Here is a 20,789-nt window from a genome sequence, read left to right as displayed (position 1 = left end):
TGTAAATTAAACCTTATAAATATGTAGATTTAAGGCCTATAATTAGGCTATATGGATGATAAAGATTTGAACTTTCAGCTTGATACAGTGTTATCTATATTAAGGGCAAGGTCTAAGAATTTAGGGGGCATACAATCTTATTTAAAGGATGCTTTTCAAATTGAATTATCACAATCTGATGTACAGGGTATTTTAGATAAGCTAAAGGAGGACGGTTTAATTACTATAGATGACGACAGTAATCATATATGTCGAATATCAATGAATGGAAAATACTATTCAGGGTATCAACAACAACAAGATAACGAGACTACTCGAAGGATTTTAGACGAAACAACCATAATTTACCAACGCGAACAGACAGATACTTTGAATCGCTTAACGGGTTATCTCGTAATAGCTTCAGTCGTTGCTTCTGTTTATTATTTGATTGAAATTTTAAAATCAGTTTACCCTTTGCTAAAATGCCATTAAACCACTTTTTCACCTTCCCGGTGTAAATTTGTATGTTAGTGCCCTCCGGAGAGGGTTTAGGTGAGGTTTTATATCCGCTCAATATCCCCACTACCCGCTTTTGAAGTAGAGATATTCCTCGCGCCGCCGGTATAATGCACATCGCCCGATCCGCTTACCGATGCATCAATTTTATTGCTGGCGTTGATCACGGCATCGCCCGAACCGGCTATCGAAACCTGGGTATTAACAGTTACCAGGTCTCGCGCGGTAAAATCGCCCGAACCTACAACCCTCACCAATGAGTTATCGGCACGGCCCGAAAGTTTCATATCGCCCGAGCCGGAAATGCTGCTTTCCAGGTTTTTAACCGTTACCTTGCCCAGCATATCGCCCGAACCAACTACCCTTAATTTTAACGAGTTGGTGCTGATCCCCTCCCTGAAATAAACATCACCCGAACCGGCTACGTTAATGCTGGTCATATCTTTTGATACAACATGAACTACCATTTTACGGTTTTTGCCCCAACTCCAGTTATCCCAGTTGGTACCTTTTTTACTGTAAATTTTCAGCACTCCGCCATCAACTTCGGTAATGATCTTGTCGATCACATCCGATGGGGCCTCTACCTTTACCGATTCGTTTGAACCCTGGGTGTAGTACACATCAAACGAACCCGCCAGGTCGATTGCGCTGAAGCCGGATAAATGGCGATCCTGCGTGGTTTGATCGGTATGTTTAATAATTGCATGCGATGGTTTTGCCACACCGTGGCTCACTGTTCCCGCTGCCATAACGGCGGCCAATAATATTTTTGAAATCGATTTCATGATAATTGTTTTAGTGGTGTTTCAAATTAGACGCCGCACCGGGGCGGAAAGTTGCATCATCGCATCATTTTTTTAACTGAGTTATAGAATTGATTTTTACAAGCCGAACATTTTTGCCTTTAACAGGTTGATTAACTTTGTTTATGGTACAGCAACAAACTTTAGCCGATTATGTGAACACCCCGCCTGATAGCGGTTCTTTAAACGGCGGGAATTTTGCCGCCATCCGTCTGCATGAGTTTTCGGACGAGAGCCTGGCGGCTACGGCAGTTTACAGTCGTAAGGATTTTTATAAGATCTCGCTCATTACCGGTGACGCCACCTACTATTACCGCGAAAAAACGTACCAAATAGAACCCGGCGACTGTGTGCTGGTATTTACTAACCGCGAAACGCCTTACCGCTGGCAAATTCACAGCGGGGGCTGCAATGGTTACAGCTGTATGTTTACCGGAGACTTTTTGCCCTTACATACCTATCTCCGTCCGGCAAATCTGGCTGTATTTAACGATGCCGGCTACTCTTTTTTGAAACTTAATGAAGAAGATAAAGCGACCTTTGAAATGCTTTTTCAAAAAATGATAACCGAGCAGGCATCCAACTATGAGCACAAGTATCAGTTATTGTTTTTATATATGCTGGAGTGCATCCACACCGCCTTCAAACTAAAACCGGCTCCGGTAAATCATAACCAAACCGCGGCTGAAAGATTAACTGCGTCTTTTAAATTATTATTAAACGACCAGTTTCCGATAGTGAATCCGTTTCAAAAACTTACAATGCGTTCGCCGCAGGCTTTTGCCGATAAACTTGCGGTACATATCAATTATTTAAACCGCGCGCTGAAAGAGATAACAGGTAAAACCACTACACAGTTTATTACCGAAAGGATAATGCAGGAGGCGCAGGCTTTATTGATGCACTCCAATTGGTCGGTAAGCCAGATCAGCGGGAGTTTGGGTTTTGATGATCCTACCCATTTTGCAAAAGCTTTCAGGAAAGCTACCGGTCAAAAGCCCTCGGCTTTACGGCAAATGGTTTGATTTGTGCCGGTATTGGTTTGAATACCGTCGGTCTTAAACCGGTAACGGCCGGTAACTTTGTTATCATTAATAAACATCATATTATGAAAACATGGTTTATTACCGGAACATCTGCCGGTTTAGGACGAATATTAACAGAAAAATTATTGGAACAAGGGCACCGCGTTGTTGCCACTGCACGTAAAGTAGGAAAGCTTGATGATCTGAAGCAAAAATATCCCTACAGCCTATGGGTAGCAAAACTGGATGTTACCGATAGCGCACAGATAAAAGAGGTAATGAAAAAAGCTTTTGATGATCTTAGCCAAATTGATGTGATTGTAAATAATGCCGGCTATGCCTTGTTTTGTGCAGCTGAAGAAGCAAGCGATGAGCAGATCAGGCAGCAGATAGATACCAATGTTATAGGATCGATACAGGTGATCAGGGCAGCGCTTCCGCATTTACGGGAACAGGGCAGTGGACGCATCCTGCAGCTATCATCAGCAGGAGGGCAAACCACCTATCCAAACTTCAGCTTTTATCACACCACTAAATGGGCTGTTGAAGGTTTTTGCGATACACTGGCCAAAGAGGTAGCCCCGCTAAATATCGGCGTAACCATTGTTGAGCCGGGAGCGCATAAAACATCTTTTGCTGCCGGAATGGTTACCGCCCCGGTAATGGAAGCCTATGATAAAACCCCCGCCGGTGATGTGCGCAGGGCCATAGCAGCAGGTAGTTTCCCGATAAAAGGCAACGTAAATAAAACAGTGCAGGCTATCATTGACAGCGTTGAAGTTTCGCCCGCGCCATTGCGTTTAGCTTTAGGCGGAGATGCCTACCGGGATGTGCGTGCAGCGCTGGTATCACGTTTAGAAGCGTTGGATAATCAAAGAGAGATTGCACTGGCCAGTGAAATGGAGGATTGATTTTTGGACAGCTGAACAACAAAACGTCATTGCAAATGATTAAAACCCGAGGTCTCCTAAAGGGAATAATGACATAAGGTGGGCTGACCTGTCACCCTGAGCTTGTCGGAGGCGCGCGCGTAAAGGCGCTGCCCACCAGGCTTCGACAGGCTCAGCACGATACCCGTTTTTTAACACGTCATGGTTAGGAACGAAGCAATCCTGTACCTTACAGGGCGGATATGCTTCCGTGTGATTGCTTCGTTCCTCAATGACGTATGTTTTAATATCAACCGCTACTCCACCTTTTATATAATAATTAAACGTATCCACCTCTACATTATCCTTATTGATGCCATCAATTTTAACCTCTGTAAACTGGCTGGTAGGTTTAATAAACCGGTATTCGCCGCCTTTTACACGCACTTTTACCGGCATGTTAAAGCCGGTGGCGTTGGCCTGCCATTTGGCATATAGCCTGCCATCCTTAACCGCGAACTGCAACACCGGCAAATCTTTATAATGCAGGTATTGGTCAAAGACAGGGGCGAGGTTCATGCCTGCTTTTTTGCAGATGTAGCCCACAATATCATCGTAAGTAACGGTTTGATGGTAAAAAGTTTTGTTGAGCCCGCGCAATATCCCGCGCCATTTATCATCGTTATTGATAATGGTACGCACCATGTTAAGCAGGTTGCCGCCTTTATAATACATATCGCCCGATCCTTCTTTATTCACCCCATAAGGGCCAACAATAGGCCTGTCGTTACGGATGTTTTTGCGGGTACCGTTCACGTACTCCTGGCCGGCCTGCTTGCCGTAATATGTTTCAATAAACAGTGATTCGGAGTAGTTGGTAAAGCTTTCGTGGATCCACATATCGGCCACATCTTTGGAGGTGATGTTATTCCCAAACCATTCGTGCCCGCTCTCGTGTACCACAATAAAATCCCATTTAAGGCCCCATCCGGTACCTGATAAATCCCTGCCGAGGTAGCCGTTTTTATAATGGTTGCCATAAGCCGTGCCGCTCTGGTGTTCCATACCAAGGTGAGGCGTTTCAACCAGTTTGTAACCGTCCTCATAAAAAGGATAAGGGCCAAACCAGTACTCAAACGCTTTGAGCATCCGCGGCGCGTCAAGGCCCCACTGTTTTTTAGCTTTATCAATGTTGTAGCTTAACGGCCAGTAATCTAAAGTAAGCGGACCTTTTTCGCCCTGGTAAGTCCCCTCGTAATGGGCATAGTCGCCAATATTGGCTTCAATATCATAGTTGTTGATGGGGTTTGCCACAAACCAATCAAAACGGATGTAGCCATTGCCTAAATCGGTCACCTTGCGCAGCCTTCCGTTCGATACATCTTTTAAACCGGTTGGCGCGCTGATGCTGATCAGGGCGCTATCCACCTCATCATACTGGTGATCTTTGGTTGGCCACCAAATGCTGGCACCGATGCCCTGGCAGGCCGTAGCCACCCAGGGTTTACCCAATGAGTCGGTGGTATAAACTATACCGCCATCCCATGGAGCTCGCCTGGCGATGGTTGGGTTGCCCGAGTAGTAAACGGTAAACTCATCCATGCTGCCTTTTTTAATTTCGGTAGGGAAGGTTACAAATACGGCGTTAAACTCGCGGGTAAACGGAACTTCGGCGCCTTTGTAAACAACTTTTTCCACTTTCAGGTTGGCAAACAGATCGAACTGAAGTTTGGTGAAGTTTTGTGTTGCCTTAAATTTGAACAGGTTGCTGCCGCTGATGAATTTGTTGGCGATATCAAATTTCACATCCAGGTGGTAGTAGCTGATATCATAACAGGTGCGCAGCGGCGTAAGGCTTCCGCGCAGGGTATCGGCACGGGTAAAGGTTTCCTTATCGGTGCCTAACTGCGCTTTGGCAGGGTTAAGGCCTGCAGCCGTCAGCCCTAAAAAAAGCGCGCAGATATTTAAGAGTTTATTTTTCATGTTTTGAAGGGTTAGTCCATGAGCACGCCCACGTAGTAATTTAAAGTATCTATCTCAATATTGTCTTTGGTTGCGCCGGCCAGGTTAACCGGGGTAAAGCCGGTGCCCGGTGTAATAAATTTAAACTCGCCGCCTTTTACTTTTACGCGGATGGGCATTTTAAAATCTTTGGCTTCGGCTATCCAGCGGCAAAGTAACCGGTTATCCGGCGTTTTGGTAAATTCCAGCACCGGCAGGGTTTTATAATGCAGGTACTGATCAAACACGCTCGATAAATCGATACCCGCTTGTTTGCTGATGTAACCCGTAATATCATCATAAGTAACTGTTTGATGATAAAAGGTTTTGTTAAGGCCGCGCATTATATCGCGCCATTTTTCATCATCATTAATAATGGTGCGCACCATGTTCAGCACAACGGCTCCTTTGGGGTACATATCGCCCGAGCCTTCTTTGTTTACATTATAAACGCCAACAATGGGGCTATCATTACTGATGCCTTTCCGCAAGCCGAAATTATATTCCTGCCCGGCGGCTTTGCCCCAGTTATCCTCAATAAATAACGATTCGGAGTAGCAGGTGAAGCTTTCGTGTACCCACATATCGGCAAGGTCTTTTCCGGTAATGTTGTTGCCGAACCATTCGTGGCCGCTTTCATGCACAATAATATAATCCCATTTGGTACCCCAGCCCGTGCCCGACATATCGTAACCCAGATAGCCGTTCAGGTATTTGTTGCCGTAGGCTGTGGCGCTTTGGTGTTCCATGCCCAGGTGGGGCGTTTCAACCAGTTTGTAGCTGTCTTCATAAAAAGGGTAGGGGCCAAACCAGTGTTCAAAAGCCTTAAGCATGGGTTTAACATTGGCCGCGAATTGTTTTTTAGCTTTTTCGAGATTGTATGGCAGCACCCAGTAATCCAGGTTAAGCTTGCCTTTTTCGCCCATGTAGGTATCGCCGAAGTGTACATAATCGGCAATGTTGGCAACCACATCATAGTTGTTGATAGGATTGGCCACAAACCAGTCAAAGCGGGTGTAACCATCTCTTAGCTGGGTTACTTTACGCAGCCTTCCGTTCGATACATCTTTTAAACCTTTAGGTACGCTGATGCTGATCATCATACTATCCACCTCGTCGGCCAGGTGATCTTTATTAGGCCACCAGATGCTGGCGCCCACACCCTCGCAGGCGGTAGCCACAAACGGTTTGCCTAACGAATCTTTTTTAAACACCACGCCGCCATCCCACGGGGCGTTTTTGGCGATGGTTGGGTTGCCGGAATAGTAAACCGTAAATTCATCCCTGCTGCCCTTGCTGATGGTTTGCGGGAAAGTAACAAAGGCGGCATTACCATCGCGGGTAAAAGGTACCTCCTTGCCTTTATAAACCACCTTTTCAATTTTCAGGTTATCAAACAAATCGAACTGGAGTTTGGTGAAATCTTCGGTAGCAGTGAATTTGAATTGGTTGCTGCCGCTGATAAATTTTTTATCGATATCAAACTTCACATCAAGGTGATAGTAGTTGATATCGTAACAGGTACGCAGGGGCGTAAGCATGCCGCGAAGTGTATCGGCATGGGTAAACTTGCCCTTTTCTTCCAATAGCTGGGCATTGGCCTGCTGTGTAAGGGCACCGGTGCCTAAAAGGGCAATGGCGGCAATGTATAGTTGTTTTATTTTCATGTGCTTAATTGTGCAGGGTTAAAAGGTATCCTTGATATTTTTATTCCAGGTATCGGCCGCGTATTTTCTTAAAGCCGCAGGGCCAGTCCTAAAAGCTGCATCAAATGTGTAGGTACCGCCATAAATTTCTTTTTCGGATAGCTTCACCTTGCTTTCTCCGCGCATGGCATATTTTTTATCACCTTCGTGCATAATAAGCTTCATGGTGCTTGGGCTTACATCGCCACGGCAGGCAGTGCGGTATACCAACCAAACTTCGGCTATGCCGTTATTATCCACATCTGTAATTGCAAATGAACCAGGGGCATAGTTAGCTTTGATATCCAACGAACAATCCGAAATAAAATCATAAGTCTGCCAGCTTAGCTTAAACTCATTATTGCCTGTAACATTATAATGATAAGCATATAGCGCGGCATCACGGCCGTCGCCGGTTTCGCTGTTTTTGGTTGCTGTTTCCCCGGTTTCGGTGGTAATAACTATATGTTCGCCGGCTTTATCAGTATATCTCACCGCGTTAACGATATGCCCTTTGTAGGTGATGGATTTTGGAATATCTGTTTTGGCCAGTTGTGTAATTTTAATTTGAGCCGTGGAGATTTGCACAACAAAGAGCGATATGACAGAAAGTACTAATTTCATAAAGATGATTATTTGGCGGCTTTATGTTTCCGTAGATATTTGCTGAATATGTTGATGTATTCCGAATCGAATACAACACGGGTAAGCGATTCGTAGTTGATACTGGTTGGCTCGTCATCAAGATGGCCCGCTGCATCAAAGTAGGTAATATGAATTAGCTTTTTGCCTACTTTGGCAATCGGCCCTATGGTAAAACTATCTATTTCTTCAGCTTCACATTCGGCTATTACATTTAAACCAAGCTCTTTTAGTGATTTGAAAGCAGAACGCCAGTTGTCGATATCCACAGTGTGTTTTATTCCAACAGCCCCGGTTCTGTTTTCCCATCGCATTATTTTATCAAAATATTTATCGGCGCTGTTAAAACGTATTTTTTGTATCTGGCTGATAGGAAGAATAGCATAATCATCAACGTTAAAATCATGAGTTTGCTGAATCAGTAATAAATTATCAGAAAAACCAAGAATGTAGCCGTTGCGCGACAGTACTTTATTTTTCGAAACTTTACTATAAATTTTCACCCAGTGGCCTGCCTCTTTATGCAGCCTTAATTTTTCTTTCATTATACCCGAAAGTTAGGAATTTAATATGGCTTAATGTGGGCGATAACCACCTATCTCAGAGCAATCGCTTTTAAAAAAGGAGGCACCTACGGAGCCGGGAATATTAAAACAAATCATTGTTATAAACACGGTACTCCTACGGAGTTATGTGGCGAATATTTCAAACTCCGTAGGAGTACCATGTTTGTAGCAATTAGAGAGCGTCTTTTTGGCTCCGTAGGTGCCTCCTAACCTTTGGTTGTTTAAAAGTTATTTCCTTTTAGCACGTCTCTCCCCAATTGTTTCTTATAAACGAGGTAAAAAAACTAACCTCCAATCTCCAGCCTCTAATCACTCTATTTCAGCACCTCCACATCAATAAAGCTATCGTTATAAACGGTTTCAGTAGCTTTTATGTAATCGCTTTCATCAGCTTTATAAGGGTTCTCCACAAATTTTTGCGGGTTGCGCGCCACTATCGGGAACCAGGTGCTTTGTACCTGGATCATGATGCGGTGCCCCTTTTTAAAGGTATGCAGCACATCCTGCAGGCGGAAGTTTACATCAGTTTTTTGGTTGGCTACCAAAGCTTCCGGCTTTTCAAAGCTGTTGCGAAAACGGGCAGGCATCACCTCCGAGCGTACCATTTGCCAGTAATTGCTCAGGATAATGTTTTTGTTGGGCATGTACGGATTGTTCGGTTCATCGGGCGGATAAACATCTATCAGTTTTACCACAAAATCGGCATCAGTACCTGTGGTAGCAATTTTCAAATGCGCCATAATCTCGCCGCCAAGGGTAACATCATCATTCAAAACCTCGCTCTGGTAAACCAGCACATCCGGGCGGCGACCGGCAAAACGCTGATCTTCGCTCATGTAGTTGTGCGGGGTAAAGCCCATGGTGGTGGTATTATCTTCGGTATACGGAACCGGTTTAAGCGGGTCGCTGATGTAAGATACCGAACCTTCGGTAGCCGGCTGGGTGTTGGCCAGTTTGCCATCGGCGCCTAAAAATAATTTTTCGTGAACAACATTGGCAGCAGGCCACTGATCAAAGGTAGCCCATTCTTTTTTGCCGGTATTGTACATGTAGGCTTTTGGCAGGCCTGAGTTTTTATCGCCATTACCTTTCAGAAAATGGTTGAAAAATTTAGCTTCGATATTTTTTTGGTAGAATGTAGCAATGCTATCGCCAAAGTAAACGTTGCTGTGCATAGTATGCCCCGTTTCGCGCGACCAGCGGCCATGGCCAAACGGCCCCATCACAATGGTGTTGTAAGCCTTTGGGTCGGATTTGTTAATGGTTTTATAAATAGCCAGCGGACCGGTCAAATCTTCAGCATCAAACCAGCCGCCCACCAGCATCACCGCAGGTTTTACTTTGCCATAGTGTTTCAGCAAACCACGTTTTTGCCAAAACTCATCGTAATTTGGGTGGTTAATGGTTTCCTGCCAGAAAAAGTTATCCTTATAATACTTATCGGCGTTTTTAAGCGGACCCAGATCTAACAAAAACTGGTAGCCATCCCTGGTGCCTGGGTTAAACATGGCATTGGCAAACCATGCTTTTGATGTGGTATCTGTTTTCTGAATGCCAAATACCGGGAAGGTAAAAAAGTAACCTTCAATAAAAGCGCCGTTATGATGAAAGTCATCAAAAAAGAAATCGGAAATAGGGGCCTGGGGCGATGATGCTTTTAACGCCGGGTGATTTGACAGGATACCTGCCGCGGTGTAAAAACCAGGGTAGGAGATACCCCACTGGCCTACTTTACCATTGTTGCCGACCACGTTTTTCACCAGCCAGTCTATGGTGTCGTACGTATCAGAGCCCTCATCTACATCCTTTTTGCTTTTTTTATTGTCGATAACGGGCGTCATGTTGGTCCAGGTGCCTTCGCTTTTATAGCGGCCGCGCACATCCTGGTACACAAAAATGTAGCCCTCTTTCATCATAATATCCGAAGGGCCGAGATGTGTTGGGTATTTATCCTCGCCGTAAGGCGCAATGCTGTAGCAGGTGCGCTGCATCATCATCGGGTATTTGTTGTTGGCCGAAGCGTCTTTCGGCGTATAAATGGAGGTGAACAGTTTTACACCATCGCGCATGGTAATGTACACATCTTTTTTGGTAAAATGCTCCTTAACATAGCTGCTTTGCGCGAAAGCGCCGGTACAAAAGCATACCAGCACTAATAGGAAGTTGATTTTCTTCATGAGATCAGTCGGATTAAATTGGGTTAAATTTAATAAAGAGTTAACGATAAACAGCTTTATAATGAATTCTGTTACAAAACCCGACCGTTGACGGGTTTGATTACGTTGATTTTTTTCCGGGATTACACCGATAGTTGTTTGGTTACTCCGATTTTTGTCAGGTTTGCAATATTCTGCTAATTCTCAAATTCTGAAAATTCTGATTCAGACAATAATCCTTAACTTTGCCATCCATAAAAAACACACTACTATGCAATATGATGTTATAGTTATCGGTTCGGGGCCGGGTGGTTATGTAGCCGCTATCCGTTGCGCCCAGCTGGGTTTAAAAACCGCTATTGTTGAAAAATATAATACGCTTGGCGGTACCTGCCTTAATGTGGGTTGTATCCCGTCTAAAGCGCTGCTCGATTCGTCTGAACATTACCATAATGCCGCCCATGCCTTTAAAACACATGGCATCAACCTGGATAACCTGGGCATTGATTTCGGGCAGATGATTAAACGCAAACAACAGGTTGTGGACGCCAATACCAGCGGCATCAGCTACCTGATGAAGAAAAATAAAATTGATACCCATTTTGGTGTGGGATCATTTAAAGATAAAAATACCATCATCGTTAAAAAGAGCGATGGTACTGTTACAGAAATCACCTCTAAAAACGTGATCATCGCTACCGGTTCAAAACCATCGGCATTGCCATTTTTACCTATCGATAAAAAACGTATCATTACCTCGACCGAAGCTTTGAGCCTGAGCGAAGTGCCTAAGCACCTTGTATTGATCGGCGGAGGCGTTATCGGCCTGGAATTAGGTTCGGTGTATGCCCGTTTGGGTGCCAAAGTATCGGTAATTGAATATATGGACAGCATTATCCCTACCATGGATAAAAGTTTGGGCCGCGAGTTACAAAAAGTGCTGACCAAACTGGGCATGGAATTTTACCTGGGGCACAAAGTTACCGGCGCGGTTGTAAACGGCGACGAAGTAACTGTAAGCTGCGACACACCGAAAGGCGAAAAGCTGGAGTTAAAAGGTGATTACTGCCTGGTAGCCGTTGGCCGTATAGCTTATACCGATGGTTTAGGTTTAGAGAACATAGGCATTACCGTTGAAGAACGCGGCCGCAAAATTACCGTTAACGATCACCTGGAAACCAGTGTTAAAGGCGTGTATGCCATTGGCGATGTGATTAAGGGCGCCATGCTTGCCCATAAGGCCGAAGACGAGGGCACTTTGGTTGCCGAGATCATAGCAGGACAAAAACCGCACATCGATTATAACCTGATCCCGGGTGTGGTTTATACCTGGCCTGAGGTTGCCGCTGTTGGCCAGACTGAAGAGCAGTTGAAAGCAGCCGGCGTTAAATATAAAACTGGGTCGTTCCCGTTCAAAGCCAGCGGCCGCGCGCGTGCCAGCGGCGATCTGGATGGTTTTGTGAAAGTATTGGCCGATGCCGCTACCGATGAGATTTTAGGTGTACACATGATTGGTCCGCGTGCTGCCGATATGATAGCCGAGGCGGTTGTAGCGATGGAGTACCGTGCCAGCGCCGAAGATATTTCGCGCATGAGCCATGCCCACCCAACTTACACCGAAGCCATGCGTGAAGCATGTTTGGCTGCTACCGAGAACAGGGCGATACATATTTAGTTTTTTGTTGAAGGTTGGAAAGTTGTAATGTTGGAAAGCTTTAATTTAAGATTTCTTTGAGTAAGTTTCAGCGGTTCGAGGATCTGGATATATGGAAAATTGCGGTTTCTATTGCTGTTGATGTTTATATATTATGTGATTCGGAACCGTTAAAATCCGACTGGGGAATGAAAGACCAGATTAGAAGAGCCGCTTGCTCCATGTCTGATAACATAGCCGAAGGATTTGAATATAACAACAATCCTGATTTTATCAGATTTCTCAACTATGCAAAAGGATCATCAGGCGAGTTTAGGAATAAGCTCATTATTTTATATAGAGCTTTTAAAATAAACGAAGCTGTTTATAATGATCTCTATGCAAAAAGCATTGAATTTTCTGGTAAAACCAAGGCTCTGATCGACTACCTGAAAAAATTCGAAGCAGAGAAAAAGAAAAAATAACATTACAACTTTACAACAAAAAAATGAACGTTCTGATCAACATAGCTATAATTACAGGAACCATAATTGGCATGGAACTCACCTCCTGGGCCATGCATAAGTTTTTATTTCACGGTCCGCTGTGGTTTATTCACAAAACGCACCACCAGCAACGCCACGGCTGGTTTGAGTTAAACGATATCTTCAGCATTGGCTTTGCTGCATTTGCTTTATGGCTGATGTGGATTGGTCACCTAAGTTTAGATTACCGTTTCTGGATTGGGGCCGGCATCAGCGTTTATGGGATCATTTATTTTATTTTCCACGATTGGTTTATTCACAATCGCTTTAAAGCCTTTAAAAGTAACAACCGCTACCTGGCAGGCATCCGCAGGGCGCATAAAATACACCATAAATCAACTGAGAAATATCCTTCGGAAGAATTTGGATTGTTGGTGGCAAACAGGAAATGGTTTAAGAATGGAGCCGCTAAATAGATAATTTCCTACCACCTAATTTAGCAGCGTATTTAACAACATTAAAATGCTGTTCTTATTGTCTGCTATTCCTAGTGTTATAATTGCCGCAGCCATGAACATCCTCATTGTAAATAACACCCCCATCCCCGCCACCAAATACGGTGGCACAGAACGGATCATCTGGTGGCTTGGCCGCGAGTTGAACCGGCTTGGCCATCAAATTACCTACCTGGTGGGCGAGGGTTCAAGCTGTCCGTTCGCGAGGGCGCTGATTTATGACCCGGCTAAAGATTTGAACCAACAGGTTCCGGATGATATTGACGTGGTGCATTTTCAATTCCAGGTTCAGGATTTTACTAAAAAGCCTTATATCATTACGGTACACAATAATCCAGGGGGAGCCGGATTGGATATTAATTCGGTATTCGTATCCGCTAATCATGCGCGGCGGCATGGTTCGACGGTATTTGTTCATAACGCCATTGATACTGCTGATTACCAATTGCCCGATCTGGATAAAAAACGTACCCATGCCCATTTTTTAGCCAAAGCTGCCTGGCGCGTTAAAAATGTAAAGGGCGCTATTGACGTGGCTACCCTAAGCGGTAATAAACTGGTGGTACTTGGCGGTACCAGGCTTAACCTTAAAATGGGCCTGCGTTTTACGCCTAATTTAAACGTATGGTTTAAAGGCATGGTGGGCGACACCGAAAAATCTGTAGTAATGAACGCCTCAAAGGCTTTGCTGTTCCCGGTTTTGTGGCACGAACCATTTGGTATAGCCATTATTGAAAGCCTGTATTTTGGTTGCCCGGTGCTGGGTACACCTTACGGGTCGCTTCCGGAGCTGGTACCCCCCGAAGCCGGATTCCTGTCGGCAAGCAGGTCGGAACTGGCCGAAGTGTTAAGAAATGCCGGATCGTTCAACAAAAAGTATTGCCATCAGTATGCGGCCGACAATTTTAACATCGCCAAAATGGCTGGCGGTTACCTCGCTTTATACCATAAAGTTTTAAACGGCGAAGCCCTTAACCCGGTTAAACCAGGCCTGGTTGATGCTGCGCCGCCAAAATACCTGCCGTGGAATAATTAAATTCAGCTATTTTTGGGCTTACTTTATAGTAGTGGATAGTACGGTTTCAATTTTTTCAGCGCAAAGGCGGCCTTATTTTATTGTATTGATCTTCGCTATCGCGATCAATGTAGCAGGCATCGGCATTAAATTTTTTACCGACGATCCGGCCCTTTACTCGGCCCTGGCCAGGAGCATAGCGCAAAGCAATAACTTCACCGATTTAATATATCATGGTGCCGACTGGCTCGATAAACCGCACTTCCCGTTCTGGGTTATCGCCATCAGCTTTAAAATTTTCGGGGTAAATACCATAGCTTATAAATTACCGGCCCTGTTGTTTTTCTTCATGGCGGTGATATACACTTATAAACTGGCTAAAAAGTTTTATGGCGACGAAACGGCCATCATGGCCATTTTGATTTTGCTTACCGCCCAGCATTCGGTAATGTCGAACACCGACGTGCGCGCCGAGCCTTACATTATGGGTTTGCTGATGGGAGCAGTATATCATTATTATAAGGTGAAGGAGCGCGCACGTTTTGTCGATATGTTTTTGGCATCGTTATTTACCGCCTGCGCGGTAATGACCAAGGGGATCTACCTGCTTATCCCGATAGGCGCCTCCATCATTGGTGATTACCTGTTCAGGAGAAATATCAGGGGATTGTTTCACTGGAAATGGCTGCTCTCTTTTATTTTGGTGATGCTATTCATTACACCCGAGTTGTATTCGGTGTACACGCAATTTGACCTGCACCCCGAAAAGGTAGTCTTTGGCCGAAACGGGATCTCCGGTATTCACTGGTTTTTGTGGGATAGCCAGTTTGGGCGGTTCAATAACAATGGCTACATTACCAATACTCATGGCGATAAATTGTTTTTTGTGCATACGCTGCTTTGGGCTTTCTCGCCCTGGGCTATCATCCTGTTTTATGCACTTTTTGCCACCATCCGCAAAATGGTAAAAGGAATTGCTCAGCCCGAATACCTGTGCATATCCGGAGGGGTTTTAATGTTATTGATTTTTTCTGCCTCCAAATTTCAACTGCCTTTCTATACCAATATCCTGTTCCCATTTTTTGCAATCATCACGGCGGTAGTGATCAAATCGTTGAAAGCTGGCGGCGGGCTTACTTTTTTCAGGGTTACACAATACCTGTTCGCCGGTTTACTCATCATCGCGGTTATAGCTTTAAACTTCATTTTCGCGCCTGAGCGCTGGCCTGTTTTTATTGTTTTGTTAGCGGGATTGGTTTTGATTGCTGTTTATATCTTCAAACAAAGGCAACCAACCTGGCAACCGGTATTCCTATTCACCTGCGCGGCGGCTATTTTTGTTAACTTGTATCTAACTACGGTAGCTTACCCAATAATTGTTAGTTACCGCGGCGATCTCTCCGCTGCCGAATACCTCAACCAAAATTATCCCGGACAGAAAGTAAGCGCGGCGGTATTATCCAACACTTTCGATTTTTATTACAGGGGAGCGGCTACTTATACAGATATCGGTCACATCCTGAAAACCGATTCGCTAAAAAAGCAAATTATTGTTGCTGATGAAAAAGTAATCGCGGGCTTAAAAGAAAAAGGGGTTGCTTTTACTACAATCAAAGCTTTTGAGGATTATCCAAAAGAAAACCTGAGTTTGCCGTTTATCATCAAAAGTAAAAGGCAGGGCACTTTAGATCATTTTTACCTGATCAGGTTAAATCAATGATCAGGATTCAAAATTTGTGAAATATCAAGAAACATAGTTATAACCACAAAAATTAAGAACAAATAAGCTGATGTTCTGACCAATATTTTCATCGGCTTTAAATAGTTCTCCCTCAATTCTTCTTGCTTAGCCGCATCTGTAATTTTTTTTATCTGCCAGGATACATAGTTGTTATTGGTGAGGAAGAAATTGATTATCGCGTGCATCATTAATAATAAAATTATCAAACCACCTAAGTTTAGGTTGGATACTCTTACGGGGCCGTTTGATGAATTTACAGGGTGGTACGGTTTAAAATTAAGATACACCATATATACTAAATTTAGTATCAGGAAAGCTACAGGTACTAAAGCGTTGATCTTAAAATAAAGGTCGTTTTTGGTGGCATTAATAAAGTTTACAAGCATATAAGCCTGGCAACCAACTATAACAAGAAAGCCAATCACCAATAGATAATTAGCTATGATACTCCACGGATAGCGCAAGCCACCGGGGGTTAACACCAGGTTTGTGAGAGCCAAGCCGGCAATGAAAGGAATTAGTAATAATAATGCTTTCCAGTAGTTGAGTTTAATTTGCATAGGATAAAGGTTAAAGTTATAGAGGTGCTATAGAGCGATGAGAAGTTACTTCTGCAGCGTCTGATATTTATTCCCATTTGCCGGGTCGAGCTGTAAAAACAGGTTCATGGCTGTAAGGCGCTCCTGGTTATCGGCTTTGCTGTATATGGAAATCAGTTCATCGCTTTTAGCGGTATAAAATACCAGGGGCAGCATGGAGCCTACGCGTTGCCTGTCTATCTGTTGAAGTAGCGGCAACAACGCGTCGATGGCTTTGCGGCCCTTACTCACATTTTCGGCCATCAGGTCGAGCCCGTTGCGGTGGTAATCGTACAAAAAGCTGCGGAGCGGATTGTATAATTTGTTGTTCAGGTTTTCGGCCAGCCAGTAGCGGCTCACATTGCCATCAAAAGCCTTCCAGCCGCTGTATGATGAGGTTTGCGCGTTGGTTACTATGGTTTGCGCCGCTAAAAAGTAGGGCGTACCGCCAAATTTGGCAAAAGTATCATAATCAAGCCCTACAATGACATTGGCATAAAAAGCCATGATCGAACTTAAGTTACTCTGAAAATTTTGATCGCTGTAATCAATGGTCTGCCCTTCGGTATAAGTAAAGCTGATATCCTTATCGTTGATATTTAATAAGGTGGATGTATAGGATGATCCGTAAACCGGCCTTGATGATTGCACCTGCAATTCGCCGGTAAAATTACCGCTGCCATCCCAGTTGCTTACATTCAATACAAAATTGCAATCTATGCGCTCCTGAGGTAATATGGGGTCGGCCGCCCATTTCCGGCCGTTTAAAAAGTCTTTCATAGCGGTTTCCAGTGTCTGGAAAACACGCTTGTTAGCAATTTGTACCTTTGGCGAAAGCACCTGTACCCGGGCATTCAGGTCCTGCGCAAATCCCCTGAAGCAAAGGCACAGCAGCGCGGTACACAGCAATAGCTTTTTCATCCGTTTAGCAATTGGGTAACTTTGTCACAAATGTCGCGGGCCACAGCTTCTTTGCTCTTCAGGTCGAACATGGTTTTATGGAGCGCGCTGTCAATAATGGTTATTTTATTGGTATCGCCTTTAAAACCGGCACCGGCGTCATTCAGAGAATTTAGCACAATAAAATCAAGATTTTTCTTTTGCAGTTTGCTTATTGCATTCAATTCCTCATCATTGGTTTCGAGCGCGAAACCAACCAGTATTTGTCCCGCGGCTTTCTGCTGGCCAAGCGTTTTTAAAATATCGGTTGTTTTTTTCAGTTGGATGCTTAGCTCTTCATCCTGCTTTTTTATTTTTTGTTCAGCTACTTCGGCCGGGGTATAATCGGCTACGGCAGCACTCATAATGGCAGCATTTACACCTGGGTATACAGCCAAACAGGCCTCCAGCATTTGCGCCGCCGAGGTAACATCAATCCGCTTTATTGTTTTTTGTTTACTGGTTTGCGCGGTAGGGCCGGTAACCAGCGTAACATCGGCACCCATCGAAGCCAGTTCATCGGCAATGGCAAAGCCCATTTTGCCCGACGAGTGATTGCCGATAAACCTTACCGGATCAATAGCCTCGTAGGTAGGCCCGGCAGTTACCAGTATTTTTTTACCCGCTAAAACAAGTTTTTTTTTTGATTCCGCGTCCACAAAGGCTACAATCTCCTCCGGCTCGGCCATGCGCCCTTCGCCATGTAAACCGCTGGCCAGTTCGCCATTGCCCGGGGGGATCATGATATTACCGAAAGCTTGCAGCCGGATAACATTTTGGCGGGTTGCGGGGTGCAGCCACATATCCAGGTCCATAGCCGGGGCAAAGTAAACCGGGCATTTGGCCGATAGATATACGGCTGTAAGCAGGTTATCGCAAAGGCCGTTGGCCATTTTAGCTAAGGTATTGGCGGTAGCAGGTGCTATAATCATGGCATCGGCCCACAAGCCCAATTCAACATGGTTATTCCATTCGCCGGTATCTGCTTTAAAATATTCAATGCCCACCGGGTTTTTCGACAAGGTAGCAAGGGTAAGCGGGGTAATAAAGCTGGTAGCATCGGCACTCATCACCACACGTACATTAGCGCCCGCTTTAACCAGCAGGCGTACCAGCGTTGCCGATTTATAAGCAGCTATACTGCCGCAAACCCCTAAAATGATATTTTTCATACCCCCTAACCCCCTAAAGGGGGCACAAATGTTTAATAAATTTAAATGTAACAAAAAACTCCCGTCCGGGAGTCTTTTGTTTTACTGAATATGTTTTCTACCACCCCCTTCAGGGGGCCGGGGGTTACTCTTTAGTTGGGTTGCGGTAATAAACCTTTCCGTCTAAAAATTCCTGCACGGCAACCAATGATGGTTTTGGCAATTTTTCGTAGTGTTTCGAGATCTCAATCTGCTCGCGGTTTTCAAAAACCTCCTCAAGGTTATCGCTTGATGATGCGAATTCAGAAAGTTTCTGGTGTAACTCTTCTTTAATATTGTTCGAAATCTGGTTCGCCCTTTTCGACATGATTACAAGCGACTCATAGATGTTTTGTGTTTTGGTATCCAGCTCGCGTAAATCGCGGGTTACAGTGCTGCTTGCAGGTGCTGGTTTGTTGCTGTTGTTAGCTGTCATATCTTTAACGCTTTATATATCTCTTAATTAATATGGTATTTTTTGTGGCTGATTTTTTTCAGACGGTGATGCTGTGGTAACGGTATCTTTTTTTAACAGTTTTTTTGCGGCCTTGTCGTTACTCATGGCTTCGGCAATTAAGCGCTGGGCCTGTTTAATACCCTGCTGGCTGTATTTAATATAGCCCTGGGTTTCGTGCAGGTATTTGCTGTTAGGATATTTTTCAGCAAACTGATCGGCATAGGCAATGGCCTGGTTGTAGCGGTCTTCCTGTTTGGTTTCAAAGCTGTGGTTGGCATACTCATATTGTGCTTTAACAATCAGGTATTCCATTTCTTCGCCGTATTTGGTATCCGGGTAATCGCGCAGCGCGTTGTTAAACGCTATTACTGCCGATTGAAAATCGCCAATGGTTAAATAAAGCTTGGCATTGGCGTAAGCTTTGGTTTCCAGTTTATCGCGCAGGTTTTGGATCAGCTTGCTGGCCTCGGCAACACGGTCACTTTTTGGGTACAGGTTAATAAATAACTGGAGCGCCTCAATAGCCTTTAAAGTATTATCCTGATCGAGCGAGTAAATAGGCGAATCGAGGTAATAGCAATAAGCTGAAAAGAAACGGCATTCTTCGGCCCGCGGGCTCGATGGATAAGTATCGGCAAAGGTTTTAAAATGATAACGTGCCGAGGTATAATCTTTTTGTTTGTAGTAAGTAAAGGCGTAGTAATAAAATAAATCCTCAGCGCCCTCACGTCCGCGGTAGCGCTCAACCAGCACCTCAAACAAGCCTAAAGCTTTGTTATAGTCCTTTTTATTATAGTACTTAATAGCTTCCTGGTATTTTTTGGCATAATCGTTACTTGCCCTTAGCTTTTCGTATTTGCTTTTACAACTGCCAAGCGTGATAATTACGATAGCTAAAACACTGGCTAATAACGTTAGTTGCTTTTTAAACATTCTGCAAAGATAGGTTAATAATATAAATCAATCAATTATTTATTTAGCCGCTAATATATAACGACGCATTGGCCCGGAAGCTATTATTTCGGTGTTTTTAACATCTTTTAACTATTGATGGTTTTAACGTTTCGGGGTTTCGACCAACTGTAGATAAAGTGTGGATTTTTATGAGGTAAAGATATAAAGGGGGCCGAATTCAGGAATAGCTCAAACTGGCTATATATATTATAGCATGCAGGGTGCTTTAAGTAAAAGAGGTCAGCCGGTAAGCAAACCGAATTAAGCAAATCCCGTTCAGCTAAATAGTCGCACTGCAAATTCAAAGCTGACAATAGGATCTGGGTGTTGCCTGCGGCCGGGCTATCCGCTCATACTGCACAAGCCTTAGCCACGGGGCCGGTATCCGCTGCTATCCCTAACACAAAAGGGGGATTCCCAGTTATTTAGGAAATTTTTCCATTTGTTTACCAGTGTGTTAAGTTAACATTAAGGGAAATATCGAATAATAATTTGGAGAGAGTTAAAAAGAGTGTACCTTTGCAGCCCCGCAAATGAGGAAACGGAATAGCGCGGATGTTCATTAAAAGGTTAACAGTGTTGAATAGAAAAAGTTCAAAAAAAAGTTGAAAAAACTTTTTGTTAGCTAAGAAAAAATTCACACCTTTGCAGCCCGCAAACGAGGAAGAGAAGAGAGGGGAGGCGGTTCAAAACTTGGAAATAAAAAATAAAAAAAAGTTTTGGAAATAAAGAAAAGGTTGTTACCTTTGCAACCCCGAACGGAAGGGAGCTTGAAAGAGCGAAAGAAGTTGAGGCTAAGCGAGTTTAGCTGATAAGAAAGAAGGAAGTTTAACATGCTTCGAGGCAAAAAGTGAAAGGGAGCGATTCCCGCGCTGAAAAAATTGACAAATCAAACCGGTTAAAGCCGGAGATTATATAGCTGAACTGAGAAGGGAAGCGAATAAGTTCTTTTAAGAAATGGAAATCATGTAGCGTAACGGGAGGTGAGCGGAGGCTAAGGCCGAAGTAAACCGAAGAGTTACAAAACAAGCGGA

19 protein-coding genes are annotated in these 20,789 nt (G+C 44.2%); 8 read left to right on the top strand and 11 right to left on the bottom strand.

What is annotated here, in order from left to right:
• Positions 1-51 precede the first annotated feature (51 nt).
• Positions 52-474: a hypothetical protein gene (locus LX99_RS24350; RefSeq protein WP_109610778.1), complete on the top strand. Its 423-nt coding sequence runs from the start codon at positions 52-54 to the stop codon at positions 472-474.
• Between the two features lie 68 nt (positions 475-542).
• On the opposite strand, the gene LX99_RS24345 is transcribed toward LX99_RS24350, so the two are convergent.
• A complete protein-coding gene (locus tag LX99_RS24345) occupies positions 543-1,286 on the bottom strand; it encodes a head GIN domain-containing protein (protein ID WP_022829908.1) in 744 nt (247 codons plus the stop codon).
• Between the two features lie 143 nt (positions 1,287-1,429).
• Between LX99_RS24345 and LX99_RS24340 the strand changes: the two genes are divergently transcribed.
• Both LX99_RS24340 and LX99_RS24335 read left to right on the top strand, forming a co-directional pair.
• Complete coding sequence (locus tag LX99_RS24340; protein WP_109610775.1) at positions 1,430-2,329, top strand: helix-turn-helix domain-containing protein; 900 nt, start codon at positions 1,430-1,432, stop codon at positions 2,327-2,329.
• An 83-nt stretch (positions 2,330-2,412) separates the two neighbouring features.
• On the top strand, positions 2,413-3,240 hold the full coding sequence (locus LX99_RS24335; protein ID WP_211319086.1) for an SDR family oxidoreductase: 828 nt from the start codon (positions 2,413-2,415) through the stop codon (positions 3,238-3,240).
• 39 nt (positions 3,241-3,279) lie between these two features.
• Here the strand turns inward: LX99_RS24335 and LX99_RS24330 are convergent, their stop codons facing one another.
• The 5 genes from LX99_RS24330 to LX99_RS24310 form a co-directional block, all read right to left on the bottom strand.
• On the bottom strand, positions 3,280-5,181 hold the full coding sequence (locus tag LX99_RS24330; RefSeq protein ID WP_109610773.1) for a M1 family metallopeptidase: 1,902 nt from the start codon (positions 5,179-5,181) through the stop codon (positions 3,280-3,282).
• Between the two features lie 11 nt (positions 5,182-5,192).
• Positions 5,193-6,866 (bottom strand): M1 family metallopeptidase, encoded by a 1,674-nt coding sequence (locus LX99_RS24325; protein WP_109610771.1) that lies wholly within the window; start codon positions 6,864-6,866, stop codon positions 5,193-5,195.
• A gap of 18 nt (positions 6,867-6,884) precedes the next feature.
• The gene (locus LX99_RS24320) at positions 6,885-7,508 is read right to left on the bottom strand and encodes a M949_RS01915 family surface polysaccharide biosynthesis protein (protein ID WP_109610768.1); all 624 of its coding nucleotides are present in this window, start codon (positions 7,506-7,508) and stop codon (positions 6,885-6,887) included.
• Positions 7,509-7,516: 8 nt separating this feature from the next.
• Positions 7,517-8,071: a hypothetical protein gene (locus tag LX99_RS24315; RefSeq protein ID WP_109610766.1), complete on the bottom strand. Its 555-nt coding sequence runs from the start codon at positions 8,069-8,071 to the stop codon at positions 7,517-7,519.
• A 335-nt stretch (positions 8,072-8,406) separates the two neighbouring features.
• Complete coding sequence (locus tag LX99_RS24310) at positions 8,407-10,269, bottom strand: CocE/NonD family hydrolase (RefSeq protein ID WP_109610764.1); 1,863 nt, start codon at positions 10,267-10,269, stop codon at positions 8,407-8,409.
• A gap of 250 nt (positions 10,270-10,519) precedes the next feature.
• Between LX99_RS24310 and lpdA the strand changes: the two genes are divergently transcribed.
• The 5 genes from lpdA to LX99_RS24285 all read left to right on the top strand — a co-directional run bounded on the left by lpdA (position 10,520) and on the right by LX99_RS24285 (position 15,616).
• Positions 10,520-11,923, top strand: coding sequence for a dihydrolipoyl dehydrogenase (gene lpdA / locus LX99_RS24305; RefSeq protein WP_109610762.1), 1,404 nt, complete (start codon positions 10,520-10,522; stop codon positions 11,921-11,923).
• 56 nt (positions 11,924-11,979) lie between these two features.
• Positions 11,980-12,366, top strand: coding sequence for a four helix bundle protein (locus tag LX99_RS24300; RefSeq protein WP_109610760.1), 387 nt, complete (start codon positions 11,980-11,982; stop codon positions 12,364-12,366).
• Positions 12,367-12,389: 23 nt separating this feature from the next.
• Positions 12,390-12,842 carry a sterol desaturase family protein gene (locus tag LX99_RS24295; protein ID WP_109610758.1) on the top strand — a complete coding sequence of 151 codons (453 nt, stop codon included), beginning with the start codon at positions 12,390-12,392 and terminating at the stop codon, positions 12,840-12,842.
• Between the two features lie 94 nt (positions 12,843-12,936).
• Positions 12,937-13,917 (top strand): glycosyltransferase, encoded by a 981-nt coding sequence (locus LX99_RS24290; RefSeq protein ID WP_109610756.1) that lies wholly within the window; start codon positions 12,937-12,939, stop codon positions 13,915-13,917.
• Positions 13,880-15,616, top strand: a complete 1,737-nt coding sequence (locus LX99_RS24285) for an ArnT family glycosyltransferase (protein WP_109610754.1) — start codon at positions 13,880-13,882, stop codon at positions 15,614-15,616. Before LX99_RS24290 ends, LX99_RS24285 begins: the two co-directional genes overlap by 38 nt.
• On the opposite strand, the gene LX99_RS24280 is transcribed toward LX99_RS24285, so the two are convergent.
• The 5 genes from LX99_RS24280 to LX99_RS24260 form a co-directional block, all read right to left on the bottom strand.
• Positions 15,610-16,197 (bottom strand): hypothetical protein, encoded by a 588-nt coding sequence (locus tag LX99_RS24280; protein WP_109610752.1) that lies wholly within the window; start codon positions 16,195-16,197, stop codon positions 15,610-15,612. The genes LX99_RS24285 and LX99_RS24280 overlap by 7 nt on opposite strands.
• Positions 16,198-16,242: 45 nt before the next feature.
• The gene (porD, locus tag LX99_RS24275; RefSeq protein WP_109610749.1) at positions 16,243-17,136 is read right to left on the bottom strand and encodes a type IX secretion system protein PorD; all 894 of its coding nucleotides are present in this window, start codon (positions 17,134-17,136) and stop codon (positions 16,243-16,245) included.
• Positions 17,133-18,326: a bifunctional phosphopantothenoylcysteine decarboxylase/phosphopantothenate--cysteine ligase CoaBC gene (gene coaBC, locus LX99_RS24270; RefSeq protein WP_109610746.1), complete on the bottom strand. Its 1,194-nt coding sequence runs from the start codon at positions 18,324-18,326 to the stop codon at positions 17,133-17,135. Before coaBC ends, porD begins: the two co-directional genes overlap by 4 nt.
• Before the next feature lie 124 nt (positions 18,327-18,450).
• Positions 18,451-18,780, bottom strand: a complete 330-nt coding sequence (locus LX99_RS24265; RefSeq protein WP_022829559.1) for a DNA-directed RNA polymerase subunit omega — start codon at positions 18,778-18,780, stop codon at positions 18,451-18,453.
• 27 nt (positions 18,781-18,807) lie between these two features.
• Complete coding sequence (locus tag LX99_RS24260; RefSeq protein ID WP_109610745.1) at positions 18,808-19,734, bottom strand: outer membrane protein assembly factor BamD; 927 nt, start codon at positions 19,732-19,734, stop codon at positions 18,808-18,810.
• Positions 19,735-20,789: the final 1,055 nt, after the last annotated feature.

Origin of the sequence: Mucilaginibacter oryzae, assembly GCF_003148845.1 — a bacterium.
GTDB classification, from domain to species: domain Bacteria; phylum Bacteroidota; class Bacteroidia; order Sphingobacteriales; family Sphingobacteriaceae; genus Mucilaginibacter; species Mucilaginibacter oryzae.
This window is presented reverse-complemented; position numbering and strand designations above follow the sequence as displayed.